16 protein-coding genes are annotated in these 16,866 nt (G+C 65.3%); 10 read left to right on the top strand and 6 right to left on the bottom strand.

Going from position 1 to position 16,866, the window contains the following annotated elements; all coding sequences use genetic code 11:
• Nucleotides 1-5 precede the first annotated feature (5 nt).
• The 6 genes from AC1DW9_RS25185 to AC1DW9_RS25160 all read right to left on the bottom strand — a co-directional run bounded on the left by AC1DW9_RS25185 (nt 6) and on the right by AC1DW9_RS25160 (nt 6,797).
• The gene (locus AC1DW9_RS25185; protein ID WP_441507512.1) at nt 6-524 is read right to left on the bottom strand and encodes a hypothetical protein; all 519 of its coding nucleotides are present in this window, start codon (nt 522-524) and stop codon (nt 6-8) included.
• A 168-nt stretch (nt 525-692) separates the two neighbouring features.
• Nucleotides 693-1,556: a formyltetrahydrofolate deformylase gene (gene purU, locus AC1DW9_RS25180; RefSeq protein ID WP_441507513.1), complete on the bottom strand. Its 864-nt coding sequence runs from the start codon at nt 1,554-1,556 to the stop codon at nt 693-695.
• 83 nt (nt 1,557-1,639) lie between these two features.
• Nucleotides 1,640-2,272 (bottom strand): sarcosine oxidase subunit gamma, encoded by a 633-nt coding sequence (locus AC1DW9_RS25175; RefSeq protein ID WP_441507514.1) that lies wholly within the window; start codon nt 2,270-2,272, stop codon nt 1,640-1,642.
• On the bottom strand, nt 2,265-5,252 hold the full coding sequence (locus AC1DW9_RS25170; RefSeq protein WP_441507515.1) for a sarcosine oxidase subunit alpha family protein: 2,988 nt from the start codon (nt 5,250-5,252) through the stop codon (nt 2,265-2,267). Before AC1DW9_RS25170 ends, AC1DW9_RS25175 begins: the two co-directional genes overlap by 8 nt.
• Nucleotides 5,249-5,524, bottom strand: a complete 276-nt coding sequence (locus AC1DW9_RS25165; protein ID WP_441507516.1) for a sarcosine oxidase subunit delta — start codon at nt 5,522-5,524, stop codon at nt 5,249-5,251. Before AC1DW9_RS25165 ends, AC1DW9_RS25170 begins: the two co-directional genes overlap by 4 nt.
• A gap of 22 nt (nt 5,525-5,546) precedes the next feature.
• A complete protein-coding gene (locus AC1DW9_RS25160; protein WP_441507517.1) occupies nt 5,547-6,797 on the bottom strand; it encodes a sarcosine oxidase subunit beta family protein in 1,251 nt (416 codons plus the stop codon).
• Between the two features lie 82 nt (nt 6,798-6,879).
• Between AC1DW9_RS25160 and AC1DW9_RS25155 the strand changes: the two genes are divergently transcribed.
• From AC1DW9_RS25155 to AC1DW9_RS25110, 10 genes are all read left to right on the top strand, one after another.
• Nucleotides 6,880-7,884, top strand: a complete 1,005-nt coding sequence (locus AC1DW9_RS25155; protein ID WP_441507518.1) for a GlxA family transcriptional regulator — start codon at nt 6,880-6,882, stop codon at nt 7,882-7,884.
• Between the two features lie 93 nt (nt 7,885-7,977).
• Nucleotides 7,978-8,799 (top strand): transporter substrate-binding domain-containing protein, encoded by an 822-nt coding sequence (locus AC1DW9_RS25150; protein ID WP_441490331.1) that lies wholly within the window; start codon nt 7,978-7,980, stop codon nt 8,797-8,799.
• Between the two features lie 169 nt (nt 8,800-8,968).
• Entirely contained in the window at nt 8,969-9,709 is a 741-nt protein-coding gene (locus AC1DW9_RS25145; protein ID WP_441507519.1) for an amino acid ABC transporter permease, read from the top strand.
• Nucleotides 9,706-10,560, top strand: coding sequence for an amino acid ABC transporter permease (locus tag AC1DW9_RS25140; protein WP_441507520.1), 855 nt, complete (start codon nt 9,706-9,708; stop codon nt 10,558-10,560). The genes AC1DW9_RS25145 and AC1DW9_RS25140 overlap by 4 nt, the downstream gene beginning before the upstream one ends.
• Nucleotides 10,561-10,563: 3 nt before the next feature.
• Nucleotides 10,564-11,316, top strand: a complete 753-nt coding sequence (locus AC1DW9_RS25135) for an amino acid ABC transporter ATP-binding protein (protein WP_441507521.1) — start codon at nt 10,564-10,566, stop codon at nt 11,314-11,316.
• A 130-nt stretch (nt 11,317-11,446) separates the two neighbouring features.
• Nucleotides 11,447-12,979, top strand: coding sequence for a serine hydrolase domain-containing protein (locus tag AC1DW9_RS25130; RefSeq protein ID WP_441507522.1), 1,533 nt, complete (start codon nt 11,447-11,449; stop codon nt 12,977-12,979).
• Nucleotides 12,976-14,559, top strand: a complete 1,584-nt coding sequence (locus AC1DW9_RS25125) for an ABC transporter substrate-binding protein (protein WP_441507523.1) — start codon at nt 12,976-12,978, stop codon at nt 14,557-14,559. Before AC1DW9_RS25130 ends, AC1DW9_RS25125 begins: the two co-directional genes overlap by 4 nt.
• 224 nt (nt 14,560-14,783) lie before the next feature.
• Nucleotides 14,784-15,932 (top strand): acetylornithine deacetylase, encoded by a 1,149-nt coding sequence (argE, locus tag AC1DW9_RS25120; RefSeq protein WP_441507524.1) that lies wholly within the window; start codon nt 14,784-14,786, stop codon nt 15,930-15,932.
• A gap of 81 nt (nt 15,933-16,013) precedes the next feature.
• Complete coding sequence (locus AC1DW9_RS25115; protein WP_441507525.1) at nt 16,014-16,397, top strand: nuclear transport factor 2 family protein; 384 nt, start codon at nt 16,014-16,016, stop codon at nt 16,395-16,397.
• Nucleotides 16,398-16,862 carry an NUDIX hydrolase gene (locus AC1DW9_RS25110; RefSeq protein WP_441507526.1) on the top strand — a complete coding sequence of 155 codons (465 nt, stop codon included), beginning with the start codon at nt 16,398-16,400 and terminating at the stop codon, nt 16,860-16,862. It begins immediately after the preceding gene.
• Nucleotides 16,863-16,866: the final 4 nt, after the last annotated feature.

Here is a 16,866-nt window from a genome sequence, read left to right as displayed (position 1 = left end):
AGGGATCAGATCCGTCGTGCGCGCCACCATGAACGGACGGCGTCGCGCGTGCGCAGCATGAAGGCATGGATCGGACTGCGCCTCACCCAGTCCAGCGTGCGCGCACGCAAATCGGTGATGACAGCCATTCCGCGCGCGAACCAGCTGATGGTGAGGAGCTTCTTTCGGCCGGCATTGTAGATGCGCTCGACGATCACGAAGCTCGCCAGATACGCCAGCCCGAGCATGATCAGGCCGCTGATCACATGGCCGCGCGCGATCACGATGAGGCTGACGAGCTTGAGAGGCTCGACGACCGCGAACGGCGCTGCCAGCAGCGCCAGGATCGCAAAGCGCGGCATGCGGGCGATCGCCGCCTCGGCGCGTGCCACGAACCGCCGTTCCGACAGCCAGCGAATGGCCGGGCGGTAGAGCGGGCGCGCGAGCTCGTCGAACAGGATCAGGAACGAGATCAGGCCTCGTAGCGGCAGCGCAGCAACGCGGCCGATGGCGGCTGCCAGACGATGGAGAGGTGACGATGCCATCGATCCTTCCTTGCCGCCCGCGTGATGCAACAGCAAGCAGAAATGCCGCGCCTCCCAGCCGCGGATGGCTGGAAACCCGCTGTCATCATCCCTGGCGTCGGTTCCGTCGCCAGGGATGTCGCAACGATTGAGACGACCCGGGCGTTGATCGCCCCGATCGCGGCGACCTCAGTCGGTGAAGACGACCGTCTTCTTGCCGTTCAGAACGACGCGGTCCTCGAGATGATGCAGCACGGCGCGCGCCAGCACCCGCCGCTCGATATCGCGGCCCTTGCGCACCAGCGCGTCGGGCGTATCGCGATGCGAGATGCGCTCGACATCCTGCTCGATGATCGGACCCTCATCGAGATCGGGCGTCACGTAATGGGCGGTCGCGCCGATCAGCTTCACGCCGCGCTCATGCGCCTGATGGTAGGGCTTGGCGCCCTTGAAACCGGGCAGGAAGGAATGATGGATATTGATGCAGCGACCAAGCAGCTTGGCCGAGAGCCCGTCCGACAGGACCTGCATATAGCGCGCAAGCACGACGAGATCGGTCCGGGCCTCCTGTACGAGCTGCCAGATCTGGGCCTCCTGCTCCATCTTGGTCTGTCGGGTGATCGGCAAATGATGGAAGGGCAGGTCACCGATATCGGTCGAGGCGATGCTGTCGCGACCGTGGTTAGAGATGATGCCGGCGATCTCCATCGGCAGCTCGCCGATGCGCCAGCGATAGAGCAGGTCGGCGAGGCAGTGGTCGAATTTTGAGACCAGCAGCATCACGCGCTTCCGCACATGCTGCTCGCGCAGCGTGAAATCCATGGCGAAGCGCCGGGACAGTTTCCCGAAGGCTTCCGTGATCTCGGCGTGCGACCTGCTCTCGGCGAGGCGCTCGAAGACGACGCGCATGAAGAAGCGGCCCGTTTCGGTGTCGTCGAACTGCTGTGCGTCTCGGATGTTGCAGCCGGCCTCGAACAGCAGCGTCGAGACGGCGGCGACGATGCCGGGACGGTCGGGGCAGGAAAGGGTGAGGATCGAAATGCGGTCGGACATGGCTGATGCCGCCCTTCGAGGGGCGGCCCTTCGCTGGGACAATGGGACGGGTTTCGGGTTGGAGGGCGCGCGACGCGCTGCGCTCAACCTCGTCCCGTTGCCGTCACCCTGCAGCCGAACTCCGCCGCGGAGGCGGAAAGCCAGGACCAGAAACTGCCTGCCATGCTGCGTGCGACCATGATCTCGAAAACGGCGTCACCGGATTCCGGATCGTCAGTGATCCGCCAGAGATGCACACCCATATAAGCGATGCTTGTCAAGGCGGCGGCACCGGCGGGGAAGACGGAAGGGTGCAGATCGAGCATGCAGCCCTTCGCCAACGTCTCGCGCAGCTTCGGTCCGGAAAGCCGCAGCGCAGCCCGCCCGTCGGACTGGTCGGAGACGGCCGCGAGCGGCGCGAGATCGCGCAGCAGCTCATCGAAACCGTTCCGATCCGTCGCGATCAGATGCCACTGATCCGGGCCGGCCCAGACCAGACTGTGGCTCGTGCTGGAGACGATGCGCGGCGTCACCGGCAGGCCGAGCCCGGTGCGGCGCTGGAGCGCCTGCGTGAGCACCTCATCCCGACCCTCCCCAGCAATCAGGCTGGCGATGCCGAGGCCGTCGCGCGCCTCGATCGTGATGCCGGGCTGCCCGGCGGCACCAAAGGCGCCCGAGGCCAGAATGCCGGCCCAGGAGCCGCGTGGCGTCCAGGCAGTTGTCACGGCGTCAGCCATGGAGGCGCGCTCCTTCGGGATCGACGAAGACCGGATTGCAGATTTCGAGGACGATATCGCCGTTGCGCACCGGGTCGACGGCGCGGATGCGTTCGCCGATGCGTTTCGGGCCATTCTTCAAGAAGCCGAGGCCGATCCAGTGCTTCAGCACCGGGGAATAGGCGACCGAGGTCATGTAGCCCTCGTCATGCTCCATCGCCGCAGGCTTGCCGAGGCCGATGAAATGCGCGCCGGCTCGCAGTCGTTGCCCGATTTCCACCGGCCTGAAGCCGACCAGGGCGGGACGATCCGGTTCGATCAGGGCTTCGCGCCTTGCCATGACGCGACCGACAAAGTCCTTCTTGGCGGACATCATCCGGCCCAGGCCAAGATCGCGGGCCGTGGTCTGGCCGTTGAGCTCGTTGCCTGCGACATGGCCCTTCTCGATGCGCATCACACCGAGCGCCTCGGTGCCATAGGGCGTGATACCGTACGGCGCCCCTGCCGACATAAGGGCACGCATCATTGCATCGCCATGATCGGCCGGGACGGCGAGCTCATAGGCGAGCTCGCCCGAGAAGGAGATCCGGAACAGCCGCGCCGGGATGCTGCCACCGACCGTGACGCTGCGCGCCGCGAGATAGGGGCAAGCTTCGTTCGAGAGATCGTGTTGCGCATCGACGACGCCGCGCAGAACATCGCGGGCCTTCGGTCCCGCAACCGCGGCCTGCGCCCACTGCTCCGAGACTGAGACCATGCGGACATCGAGCGTCGGCCAGAGCACCTGATGGCAGAATTCGAGATGCTGCATCACCTTGGCGGCGTTCGCCGTGGTGGTCGTCATCAGGAAATGCGTCTCGGCCAAGCGCGAGGTCGTGCCGTCATCCATGACGAAACCGTCTTCGCGCAGCATCAGTCCATAGCGCGCCTTGCCTACGGGCAAGGCCTTCCAGCCATTGATATAGACCCGCTCCAGGAACTCGGCGGCATCATCGCCCTGGATGTCGATCTTGCCGAGGGTCGAGACGTCGCAGATGCCGACGCCATTGCGCACGGCGAGCACCTCGCGATTGACGGTGGTCAGCCAGTGGTCCTCACCTGCTTTCGGATAATACTGCCCGCGCAGCCACAGCCCGGTCTCGACGAAGACGGCGCCCTGGTCCTTCGACCATTGATGGGTGGGCGCCAGCCGCATCGGCCGGAAATCCGGGCCGCGATGGTGTCCGGCAAGCGCACCGATGGCGACCGGCGTATAGGGCGGCCGGAAGATCGTCGTCCCCGTCTCGGGAATGGTCTTGCCCGTTTGCTCGGCCATGATCGCGAGGCCGGAGATATTCGAGGTCTTGCCCTGGTCGGTCGCCATCCCGAGCGTGGTGTAACGCTTCAGGTGTTCGACCGGTCGGAACCCCTCGCGCGCCGCCAGCTCGACATCGGTATCGGTCACGTCGTTCTGGAAATCGACGAAAGCCTTACCCTTGCCGCCCTTGACCCGCCAGAGCGGAGAAACCGAGACCGCTTCAGGATCGGTCTTCGCTGCGGAGGCCAGCGGCTTCGCCGCGAAACCGCAATCGGCCGCAGCTTCGCTGCCGAGGCGGGCGCCGTCCGCCAGTGCCTGCGCCAGGCTGAAATGCCCGGCAGCGCTGCCGGCGGCGCTGAGCCCGGCCGGCATCGTGCCCGGCACGAAGGCTTGGATCGCCTCGTCCCAGATCGGCCGCGTGTTCTGATGCGAGGTCAGGTGCAGCGTCGGGTTCCAGCCATTCGAGACGGCAAGCAGATCGCAGGCAAGGCTTGTCTCGCGGCCGGACGCGTCGCGGATCGTGACCTGCTTGAGGGCCTTGCCGCCGGAGGCGCGGCTGACCGCGCTGCCGGCGAAGACGCGCGCGCCGATCGCGTTTCCGAGTGCGACCAATGCCGAATCCACCTGCGGACGCGGATCGACGATCGCTACGACCTTCGCGCCGGCAGCGGCCAGATCACGGGCCGTGGCCCAGCCATCGTCGCCGGCCGTGAAGACCACCGCCTCGCGCCCGGGCAGTACGGCGTAGCGATTGAGATAGATCCGCACCGCACCTGCCAGCATGACGCCGGGGGTGTCGTTGCCGGCAAAGACGACAGGCCGTTCGATCGCGCCAGCCGCCAGCACCGCGCGTTTGGCGCTGATGCGCCAGGAGCGCTGACGTGGCTGATACGCGGCTGGCACCGGCAGATGGTCGCAGACGCGTTCGACAGCGCCGTAGATGCCGTGATCATAGACGCCAAACACTGTCGTGCGTGTCATGATCCGGACATCGGGAAGGCTGGCGAGTTCCGCCAGCGCGTCGGCGACCCATTCGGAGCCGGCGCGGGCGTCGATCTCGCGCTTGTCGGCGATCAGCCGGCCGCCCGGTCGAAAATCCTCATCGCACAGGATGACGCGGGCGCCGCTGCGGCCGGCCGCCAGCGCGGCAGAGATCCCGGCCGGCCCACCGCCAATGACGAGGACGTCGCAAAAGGCGAACGCTTTCTCGTAATGGTCGGGATCGTCCTCCATGGCGGCGCGGCCAAGGCCGGCGGCGCGGCGGATCAGCGGCTCGTAGAGTTTTTCCCAGAAGGCCGCCGGCCACATGAAGGTCTTGTAGTAGAAGCCCGCGGTCAGCGCCGGCGCGAGCAGCGAGTTGATCGACAGGATGTCGAAATCGAGCGACGGCCAGCGGTTCTGGCTCTGCGCCTCGAGCCCGTCATAGAGCTCGGCCACGGTCGCTCGCGTATTGGGCTCGCGGCGCGCGCCGGCGCGCAGTTCGACGAGTGCATTCGGCTCCTCTGGACCTGCCGAAAGGATGCCGCGGGGCCGGTGGTACTTGAAGGATCGGCCGACGAGGCGCACGCCATTGGCCAGAAGGGCGGCAGCAAGGGTGTCGCCGGCATAGCCCTGATGGGAACGGCCGTCGAAGCGGAAGCTGACGACGTTCGCCCTGTCGATCAGGCCGCCATCGCCGCGGCGGAAGGGCTGCTTCGCGCTCATGCCCTATCTCCCGTGGCGCGCGCCCTGGCCGTCTCGACGGTCTCGATGGCGTGGGTCCTCGTGTCGCGCGTCACGACCAGCCAGGCATGGCAGCCGGCGCCGTGATACCAGAGCTCGCGATGCCGCCCGGCCGGGTTGTCGCGCTGATAGACATAATCGTGCATCGCCGCTTCCGTCGTTGCCATTCCCTCGGGGCGCTGCGGATTGGCGTCACCGAGATAGGTGAATTCCTGGACGTCGCGGGCGCCGCAATGGGGACAGGTAATGCGCATGGAGAAAGGTTCCTGAGCCGGCTCAGTGCAGGTTCGGCTGGGCGCCAGCGCCCTTTTCGTCGATGAGGCGGCCCGTCGCGAAGCGGTCGAGCCGATAGGCGGTCGCGACCTCATGGGGCTCGTCGCGGGCGATCAGGTGGGCGAAACACCAGCCGGAGGCCGGCGTCGCCTTGAACCCGCCATAGCACCAGCCGGCATTGAGATAGAGGCCCTGGACCGGGGTGTGGTCGATGATCGGCGAGCCGTCCATCGACATGTCCATGATGCCGCCCCAGTGACGCAGCATGCGGATGCGGCCAAGGCCCGGCCATAAGGCCATGGCCGATTCCATCACGTCCTCGATCACCGGCAGGTTGCCGCGCTGGGCGTAGGAATTGTAGCCATCGATATCGCCGCCGAAGACGAGCCCGCCCTTGTCTGATTGGCTGATGTAGAAATGCCCGGCGCCATAGGTGACGACGTTGTCGATCAGCGGTTTCACGCCCTCGGAGACGAAGGCCTGCAGCACGTGGCTTTCGATTGGCAACCGCATCCCGGCCATCCCGGCGAGCCGCGAGGAGTTGCCGGCGACCGCAAGTGCGACCTTCCTGGCCCTGATCGCGCCACGCGTCGTCTCGACGCCGGTGATGCGGCCGCCTTCGATCGTCAGTCCGGTGACTTCGCAATTCTGCACGATATCGACACCGCGCTGGTCGGCGGCACGGGCGTAGCCCCAGGCGACGGCATCATGCCGGACGGAGCCGCCACGGCGCTGCAGAAGACCGCCCTGGATCGGGAAGCGGCCATCCCGGTAGTTCAGGAAGGGCGCCATGGCACGGACCTGCTCGCGGTCGAGCAACTCGGCATCGACACCGGCAAGCCGCATGGCATTGCCGCGCCTGGCATAGGCGTCGCGCTGGGGGTCGGAATGGTAGAGGTTCAGCACGCCGCGCTGGCTGACCATCGCGTTGTAGTTGATGTCCTGCTCCAGCCCCTCCCAGAGCTTCAGCGACCATTCGTAGAACGGGGTATTGCCGGGCAGCAGATAGTTGGAGCGGATGATCGTGGTATTCCGCCCGACATTGCCGGAGCCGATATAGCCCTTCTCGATCACCGCGACATTGGTGATGCCGTGCTGGCTCGCGAGGTAATAGGCCGTTGCCAGCCCATGGCCGCCGCCGCCGATGACCAGGACGTCGTATTCCGCCTTCGGCGCAGCATCGCGCCAGGCCGGGGTCCAGCCACGGTGACCCTTGAGTGTCTGTGCGGCGAGGGAGAAAATCGAATAGCGCATCGGGGCACCCGGGACGTCTATGCCGGACAGGAATTCGCGCCGGGCTTGTCATCCTGAGATTGACGAACATAGTCTGACGGACATGACTATCAGCGACGCGATCTTGACCAGTAACGACAGGCGTGAAGAAGAGGCGCCGACCCATGTCGGCTTCCTGCTGATTCCGGATTTTGCGCTGCTGGCCTATGCAACGGCGATCGAGCCGCTGCGCGCCGCCAACCGGCTCTCGGGGCGGGACCTGTATCGTTGGAGCCACGTCTCGATCGACGGATCACCGGCGCCTGCCTCCAATGGCGTCCGCATCCAGCCTGATTTCGCTGTCGGCGATGACGCCCGTCTCGACTACGTCTTCGTCTGCGCTGGCGGAAACCCTGCCGCCTTCCAGCACCAGCCCACCTTCGCCTGGCTCAGGCAGCTGGCGCGCCGCGGGGTGAAGCTCGGAGGTATCTCGGGCGGACCCTATATCCTGGCGCGCGCCAATGTGCTGACGGGCTACCGCTTCACCATTCACTGGGAACATGCGCCAGCCTTCATCGAGGACTATCCGGAGCTCGATCTGCGGCGTTCGCTCTACGAGATCGACCGTGACCGCCTGACATCGAGCGGCGGCACAGCCCCGCTCGATATGATGCATGCCGTCATCGCACGCGAGCATGGCAGCGAACTGGCTCTCGCCGTCAGCGAGTGGTTCCTTCAGACCCATGTACGCGAAGGCGAGGGGCCGCAGCGCATGCCGCTGCGCGAGCGGCTCGGCGTCAGCCATGCGCCGCTTCTACGGGTTGTCGGGCGCATGGAGCAGAATCTCGAAACGCCGCTTTCGCGCGGCGAACTCGCGCGTACGGCCGGCGTCTCGCTGCGCCAGTTGGAACGGCTGTTCCGCTTGCATCTCGGGCGTTCGCTCGGAGAGCACTATCTCGGCCTCAGGCTGGAGCGGGCCCGCCATCTCCTGCGCCAGACCAGCCTGTCGGTGCTGGAGGTCGCACTCGCTTGCGGCTTTTCGAGCGCGAGCCATTTTTCTCGCGCCTATCGCGCCCGCTTCAATCACCCGCCGCGCGGCGAACGTGTCCCTTACCGAACGGCGGTTTGACGCTGAGCGTCAAGAAACCGTCGCATGACGACAATTCGAAATGGGGATAGGTCGAAACTCTAGGCCCCAACAGAACAACGGGGACCGGTTGCCATGAAACGTACCTTCACGCTCGCGCTCGCCTGCGCCGCGATGCTCGCCGCGATGCCGGCATTCGCGCAGGACTCGCTCGCCAAGATCAAGGAAAAGGGTGTCCTCACCGTCGGCGTGAAGAACGACTACAAGCCATGGGGCTTCCTTGAGCCGTCCGGCAAGATCGTCGGGCTCGAGATCGATCTCGCACAGGCGGTCGCCGACAAGATCGGTGTCAAGCTGGAAATGCTCCCGGTCATCGCCGCCAACCGCATGGAATTCCTCAAGCAGGGCCGTATCGACATGGTCCTGGCGACGATGGGCGACACGCCTGAGCGCCGCAAGGTCGTCGGCATGGTCGAGCCGAATTACTATGCCAGCGCCACCAATGTGCTGGCTCCCAAGAGCGCCAATCTGAAGAAATGGGAAGATCTGAAGGGGCGCAAGGTCTGCGGCGTCCAGGGAGCTTATTATAACCGCCGCGTCTCGCAGCTCTATGCGCCTGAACTCGTGGTTTTCCCCTCGGTGCCGGATGCGCTGAATGCTCTGCAGGGCAATAACTGCGTCGCCTTCCTGTTCGACGACACGCTGATCGTCTCGACGTTGGCCGCGGGCGATCCGAAATGGGCGAATTACGAAATGCCGCTGGCTTCGGAAGATCCGCAGCTCTGGGCGATCGGCATTCGCCTCGAGGACATGGACGGTCCCTTCGGCAAGCTGGTCAAGGATATGTCGGTCGACTGGCACAAGAGCGGCAAGCTGCTCGAACTCGAGACCAAATGGGGCATCAAGCAGAGCCCCTATCTGATCGAGACCAACAAGAAGCTGAAGTCAGCTTCGTAACGCGGTCGCGCTCGATCGGCTGCGTTGATGCAGCCTCAGACACGTCATCCCGGGTTTGACCCGGGATCCATCGCCGCGCGGTGCGAGGGATCCCGGCATTCCGCGTCCTGGCATCTCGGATGACGATAGGCCTTCGGCTGAAACGGTGCTGCGGCATGAGCAGGTTTTCTTGATCGCGTCCTTCTTCCAGTGGCTGAACGATACGCAGGGGCTGAATTTCTCGGTCTTCTACGATGCGTTCGACCGTTCACGCTTCCTGACCGGGTTGTGGACCACGACCTATATCTGCGTGGTCTCGATCATCGCATCGATGGCGCTAGGCCTGATCGGTGTCTGGCTCGCCGGCGGCAATTCGCGCTCCGGTCGACTCGTGGTGCGCGTCTATGTGCAGTTCTTCCGCAATACGCCGCCGCTGGTGCAGCTCTCCTTCTTCTACTTCGCCGTGGCGAGCCTGTTGCCGACGGTGAGCGATGGTTTTGGCGGCCAGTCGCCGCTGGTCTCCGGGACCGGCTGGGCGATCATCGCATTCTCGCTCTTCGCCGGCGCCTTCAACGTCGAGATCTTTCGCGCCGGCATCGAGGCCGTGCCATCGACGACGGTCGAAGCGGCCGAGTCGCTCGGCTATACCCGTCTGCAGCTCTATCTCCATGTCGTGCTGCCGCTCGCCTTCCGCATTTGCCTGCCGGCGCTGAACAACAACCTGATCAATCTCGTGAAGACCACGACGCTGGCCTATGCCATCGGCGTGCCGGAGCTGCTCTATGCGGCCTCGCAGATCTGGTCCGAGGTGTTCAACGTCCGGGAGATGATGAACGTTCTGCTCGTCACCTATGTCGTGCTGGTGGCGGTGCTGGTCTGGATCATGGGCCGCTGGGAGCGGTCGATGCGCATTCCGGGATATTCGACATGAGGTCCGGCTCAACCGATCTGCCGGTGCTCAAGCCGTACCGCGCCCCTGCGCCGATCGCCCCCTCGGGTTTCGCCGCGCCGATGATGTTGGGCGGCGGCACGCTGACTGTCTTCGTCATCCTGTTCGGCGCTTCGCTGGCTCTTGCGCAGGTCACGGCGCGTCCGGCTGGCGAAGGTGCGGCCACCGTGCTGCTGCGCTGGGCGCCGCTTATCTTCCAGGGTTTCCTGTTCAATATCCTGATCAGCTTCCTCTCGATGGCGCTCGGCACCGTCGTCGGTGTGCTCGTCGGCATCGCGCAGGTCTCGCTGGTCGCGCCGGTCCGCAAGACCGCCTGGGGCGTAACGCAGTTCTTCCGCAACGCGCCCTGGCTGGTGCTGCTGTTCTACGCGATGTTCCTGTTGCCCTTCGAATTTCAGCTGTTCGGCATCACGATCGCCTTCCCAGCCTGGGTGAAGGCGGTCATCGGACTTGCGCTGCCGGTCGCGGCCAATGTCTCCGAGATCGTGCGCGGCGGTATCAAGTCGATTCCCGCCGGCCAGTGGGAATCCGCCGATGCGCTCGCCTTCACGCGGGCGCAGACGATGTGGATGATCATCCTGCCGCAGGCCTTCAAGCGGATGCTCCCACCCTGGATGAACCTCTATGCGATCCTGACCATGGCGACGACATTGATTTCGGTGGTCGGCATCCAGGACGCGCTCTCCGTCACCCGCGCGGCGCTGATCGCCGAGAGCCGGCCGGAATTGATGATCCCGATGTATCTGCTGCTGCTCCTGATGTTCTTCGCCTATTGCTACCCGATCGCGCGGGCGACGCTGGCGCTGGAGCGGCGCTTCAACGTGAAAGCTTGAGCCATGGCGAGCCGTCATCAACTGGGCGAGCCCGTCGTCGTAGTCGAGGGGGTCGAGAAATCCTTCGGCAGCTTTTCCGTCCTCAGGGATGTCAGCCTGACTGTCCGGCGTGGCGAGACCGTCTGCATCATCGGCCCGTCCGGTTCAGGCAAGTCGACGCTGCTGCGCTGTATCAATGGGCTGGTGCCGATCAGCAAGGGCTCGATCAGGCTCGCCGGTCGCGAGGTGAACGATGCGAAGCTCGACAAGCTGGCGCTGCGTCGCGACGTCGGCATTGTCTTCCAGCAATACAACCTCTTTCCTCACAAGACCGCGCTTCAGAACGTGATGATGGCGCCGATCCATGTGCTGAAGCAGGACAAGGTCGAAGTCGAGGAGCGGGCGCGCAAGCTTCTCGCCAAGGTCGGCCTTTCGCAGAAGCTCGCGACCTATCCCGGCGAGCTTTCGGGCGGTCAGCAGCAGCGGGTCGCGATTGCGCGGTCGCTGGCGATGAACCCGAAGGTGATGCTGTTCGACGAGGTCACCGCCGCGCTCGATCCCGAAACCAAGAAGGAGGTGCTGGTGACGATCCAGGACCTCGCCGCAGAAGGGATGACATGCATCCTCGTCACCCATGAAATGGGCTTCGCGCGTGAGGTGGCCGATCATATCTATTTCACCGATGGCGGCCTGATCGTGGAACATGGTTCGCCGGCGGATGTGTTCGGCAATCCACGCGAAGAGCGCACGAAGGGGTTTCTGGACAAGGTATTGTAGCAAGCCGTCGTCAGTCCGGCTCTTCCCCGCGTCTCGATCCGACGGTTTCCGCGTGCCTGCCATGCAGTGGCAGGGCCTATGTCGTCTGCGGATGCCTCTCTAACACTAGCGAGGAAGCGAGGGAGAAATCATGCTGGACTGGACACGGGCCGAGGCGGAAGCAGCCGCTATCACGAAGAGCTGGGCCGATCAGGCAGGGCCAGGTGGTGCGGTCGTCATCTTCGATGCGGAGCGACGGCTTGAGGCCTGTGCCGGCGGTTTCGCCAATCTGGAACAACAGACGCCCTTCACGGCGGATACGCCCAATCGTCTGGCCTCGATCAGCAAGCATTTCATGGCGGCGACGCTGCTGCTGGAAGGCATATCGCTCGACGCACCACTCGGCAGCCTGCTGGATGGTTTGCCTGCCGCCATAGCCGCCGTGCCTCTCGGCCGCGCACTTGACATGACCGGCGCCCTGCCGGACATGATGGAGACCCTGTGGCAGCTCGGCGTGCCCTACACCACGAGCCTCAGCGCGCCTGAGATTCACGGTTTCGCTCAGCGCCTGCCGGGCATCAATGCCGTGCCCGGCCAGGAGATGGCCTATTCCAATACCGGCTGGCGCCTGGCGCAGTCGGTGCTGCCGGCCCAGCGCAGCATCACCTATCGCGAAGCCCTGCGGCTGCGCCTGTTCGGGCCTCTCGCCCTGCCCTTCGTCTTCCCGGAGGATGAGAGCGAGATCGTGCCGGATCTCGCAACTGGCTACTGGCATGATGGCGTCAACTGGCGGCGTGGACGCTACGGCTTCCAGTTCTCTGCCTCAGGCGGGCTTGTCGGCAGCGCATCGGCGCTGGCGATCTGGGCGTCCGATCTGATGGCCGGGCGCGGGCCGCTCGCCGGCCTGTTCGAGAAACTCACCGCGCCGCGCCAGTTCGCGGATGGTCGCGAGAGCGGCTACCGCCTCGGCCTGGTCAGCACTCCGCTTCTCGGTACCACGGTGATCGGCCATGGCGGATCACTCACGGGCTACCGCAACCACTTCCTGATGGCGCCCGAGCATGGTGTCGGCGTCGTCGTGCTGAGCAATCGTGAGGAGGAGGCGCTCTGGCCGGCGTTGCGTGTGCTTGCGGCACTTCTGGGCGAAGCGCTGCCCGAGGCACCGAAGGCTGGGCCGACCGGCCTCTATGTCGGAGAGGAAGGGTCCTTCTGGGCCGAGCTCGCTGGAGACTCGATCGGCGTCATGGGCGGGCATGAGCGTCTCGTCGTCGGCGAGAACGGCAGGTTGAGAAGCCTGCCTTCCTATCTCGACATCGAGCTCCGCACGCTCGGCGAAGACGAGATTCGGGCGCGGATCGGCGGTGTCGAGCGTCGTCTTCTGCGCGTTCCGGCCGCCACGCCGCTCGACCCGCGCCTTGTCGGCCGCTGGCGCGAGCGCAGCTTCGGCGTCGAGATCACGGTTGAAGCGGACGGCACGGCCCAATGGCCCTGGGCCGAGCCGGTCGGCATGACCACCCGGCTGACCCCCTTGCCGGGAGGCCGCGCGCTCGCCGATCTTGTTCATGGTCCCTGGCGGCACCGGCCTTGCTTGTGGCTGCAGCCGGACGGCTCCCTGCGCGTCGACAGCCATCGGGCGCGTGTCCTGCTATTCGATCGTGTCGACGACGTTGGAGGTACCCGATGATCCGTTCCCGCCTTGCCGGATTGTTGCTTTGCGCCGCGTCGCTGACGCTCGGTCTCGAGGCACAGGCCCAGCCGGCTCCGAGCCGCACCTTGCGTGTCGCGCCGCATGCGGATCTCAAGACGCTCGATCCCGTTGCCGCTTCGATCGTCATCACCCGCATGCATGGGCTGATGATCTACGAGACGCTGTTCGCCTGGGATTCAAAGCTGCAGCCGCACCCGCAAATGGTCGAGAGCTTCTCGACTGCTCCCGACAAGCTGTCCTGGAGTTTCACGCTGCGGCCCGGCCTCAAGTTCCATGACGGCCAGCCGGTCACGACCCGCGACGTCATCGCTTCGCTTAAGCGCTGGATGGCGCGCGACACGATCGGCGGCAAGCTCGGCGAGTATACGGAAGGGTTGGAGACGGTCGACGACCGGACCTTCACGCTAAAGCTGAAGCGGCCGATGGCACTCGTGCCTTTCGCACTCGGCTCGGCGGTCGGCCAGATCCCTGTGATCATGCGCGAGAGCGATGCCAAGAGCGATCCGATGAAGCCGGTCACAGAAGCGATYGGCAGCGGCCCTTTCCGCTTCAACCGGGCGGAATGGCGCAGCGGCGCGCGCGTCGTCTACGATCGCAACCCCGATTATGTGCCGCGCTCGGAACCGGCCGACGGTCTGGCGGGAGGCCGCGTCGTCAAGCTCGACCGCGTCGAATGGATCATCATGCCGGACGCCGCGACGGCGGCCGCTGCGATCCAGACCGGCGAGATCGATATCTGGGAGCAGCCGAGCCAGGACCTGATCTCGACCATCGCCAAGACCCGCGACGTCAAGGTCGAACGCTACTCGAACCTCGCCAACCAGGTGATGCTGCGGCCGAACCACCTCTATCCGCCGTTCAACAATCCCAAGGCCAGGCTCGCCCTGGCCTATGCCACGGACCAGGCCGATTTCCTCGCCGCCGGGTTCGGGGACGAGGAGTGGTGGAAGCGCTGCAATGCCTATTTCGTCTGTGGTGGGCCAAACGGAACCGAAATCGGCTCCGAAGCCTATGCCAAGCCCGATCTTGCAACCGCGAAGAAGCTGCTCGCCGAGAGCGGCTACAAGGGCGAGAAGCTGGTGCTGAGCACTTCGAACGACATCGCCCCGATCGGTCGCATGGCCGAGGTCGCGGCGCAGTCGCTCAAGGAGGTCGGCTTCAATGTCGATGTCCAGTTTGCCGATTGGGGCACCGTCACCACCCGCCAGCAGAATCGCGGCACCGTGGATCAGGGCGGCTGGAACCTGTTCGTCACCTATGCGTCGGGCGCGACCATGCAGTCGCCGATGACCAATATCGGCACCAATATGGGCTGCGAGAAGGCGTGGGCGGGCTGGCCCTGCGATGCCGAGGCCGAACGGCTGCGTGGCGCTGTCGTCGATGCTCCGGACGAGGCAAGCGGCAAGCTCGCGATCGAAGCGTTGCATCGCCGACTCACGGAAGTGCAGCCGTACCGTGTGCTCGGTCAGTTCGACCAGCCCTACGCCCGCCGCAGCACTATTTCAGGCGTGCTCGCCGCACCGGTTATGCTGTTCTGGAACATCGAGAAGAAGTAAGCAGCCAGCACTGACGGCTGCGGTCGATGCGCGGTCCGGGGCGAGGCTTCTCTCGCCCTGGACCACAAGATCGGAACATTCTGCCGGCGGCAGGGCCAATCCCGGCAGGATGGGGCGCCTCCGGGTGCCAGACGGGCACGGATTGCGAGCTGCCCCTCTGCTAGATTTGCGCTTATCCCTCCTGTGCGGTCCGATCGACGGCCGCTTCAATCACGTGGCTTGTCATGACGACTGTCGAAACGGTTCTGGCCGATCTTGTGGCCTTTCCCTCTGTTTGCCGGACGCCGAACGCGGCGATCATCGAGCATGTCCGCCGATACCTCGCGAGCCATGGTGTCGAGAGCGTCATCGTCCCGGGGCCGGAAGGGGATCGCGCCAATCTCTTCGCCACCATCGGACCGCGTGAGCCGGGCGGGATCATTCTCTCGGCCCATCTCGACGTCGTGCCTGCTGCCCCCGAGGGCTGGGTCGGACAGCCCTTCGCCTTGCGCCGCAATGGCGACCGCCTGATCGGGCGCGGCGCTGTCGACATGAAGGGGTTTGTGGCCAGCGTGCTGGCGAGCGTGCCGGATCTCACCTCGCGCCGGCTGGTGCGGCCGGTCCACATCGCGCTCTCCTATGACGAGGAGGTCGGCTGCGTCGGCGTTCGTCACCTGATCGCGCGGCTGCCGGAGCTTTGCCCCAGGCCGGCTGGTTGCATCGTCGGCGAGCCGACCGATCTCCATCCCGTCTTGCGTCACAAGGGCAAGATCGCTCAACGCGTCACGGTCGAGGGCAAGGCCGGGCACTCGTCGCGGACCGATCTCGGCGACAATGCCATTCACTACGCTGCGGAGTTGATGGCTGCCGTGCATGCCGAGGCGCGCCGGCATGCGGTGGAGGGCCCCTTCGCCGACAGCTTTGCCCCGCCCTATTCCACGATCCAGGTCGGCACGGTGCGGGGGGGAACCGGCATCAACATCGTTCCGGCGCAATGCGTCTTCGAGGTCGAGGCTCGCGCCATCGCTGGACAGGAGCCGGCCGGACTGCTTGCCTTCCTGCCGCGCGAGGCGGAGCGGATCCATGCGGCTGCTGTCGCGGATGGGCACAATGTCGTCTTCGGCTTCGAGACGATGAGCGACTATCCGCCGCTCGATCTGCCCGATGAGGATCCGTTGGTCGGGTTGACCGAGGACGTCTGCGGGAAGCCGCGCCAGCAGGCCGTCAGCTTCGGGACCGAGGCCGGGCTCTTTCAGGCCGCGGGCATCCCTGCAATCGTCTGCGGGCCGGGTGACGTGAACAGGGCGCATAAGCCCGAGGAGTATATCACCGATGCGGAACTGGCCGGCGCGATGGCCATGATTGCGCGGATTGGCGATCGTTTGTCCTCCTGACTCAGGCTGTCAGCGCAGTTCTGGTTGATCGCCTGAGGCCGTGCATGAATGTCGGCACGGATCATCCGGAGGAGACTGACCATGCCTGATCGCCAGCGTGTCGAGGCTTTTGTCGCAGCCGTCGTGAGTGGCGATCATGTCGGCGCCATCCGCGACTTCTACTGCGAGGATGCTTCGATGCAGGAGAACGGCGCCGAGCCGCGCCGCGGACGCGACGAATTGATGGCGCATGAGGCCAGGGCACTCGTCCGGCTCAACCGGATGCACACACATCCCGCCCGGGCCGTGCTGGTCGATGGTGACCGGGTCGTGATTCACTGGATCTTCGATGCCACCGACAAGCAGGGTGTGACGCGGCGGCTGGAAGAACTCGCGATCCAGCGCTGGCGCGGCGACCGCATCGTCGAGGAGCGCTTCTTCTACGATACCGGATCGGCCTGGCAGGTCGTCGAGCCTGTGCGTTAGATGTCCATCAGGGCAGAGAGCACCGGCAAGCCGGAGCGGTTCAAGCTGGTCGTGTCAGTCTATGTGATCTTTGGGCGGGGGAGCGAACTCCTGCTGCTGCGGCGCGCGAACACGGGTTACGAGGACGGCAATTACGGTCTCGTCTCCGGGCATCATGACGGCAGCGAGCCGCTGCGAGCAGCGGCCGCGCGCGAAGCGAAGGAGGAGGCGGGCGTCGAGATCGATCCGGCCAGCCTGACCTTCGCAACTGTGCTCCACCGATCGCAGGACGAGGAGCGGCTGGATTTCTTCTTCGAGGCGCGCAGGTGGCAGGGCGAGCTTCGCAATGCCGAGCCTGAGAAATGCGCCGAACTGGCCTGGTTCCCCATCGATGGCTTGCCGGAGAACACGATTGCCTATGTTCGCGAGGCCATCGCCCATTGGCAGTCCGGCACTCGCTATTGCGAGTTTTGGCGGGAGAGCTGACGCG

This window comes from Allobosea sp. P4_E12 (genome assembly GCF_056401655.1).
This window is presented reverse-complemented; position numbering and strand designations above follow the sequence as displayed.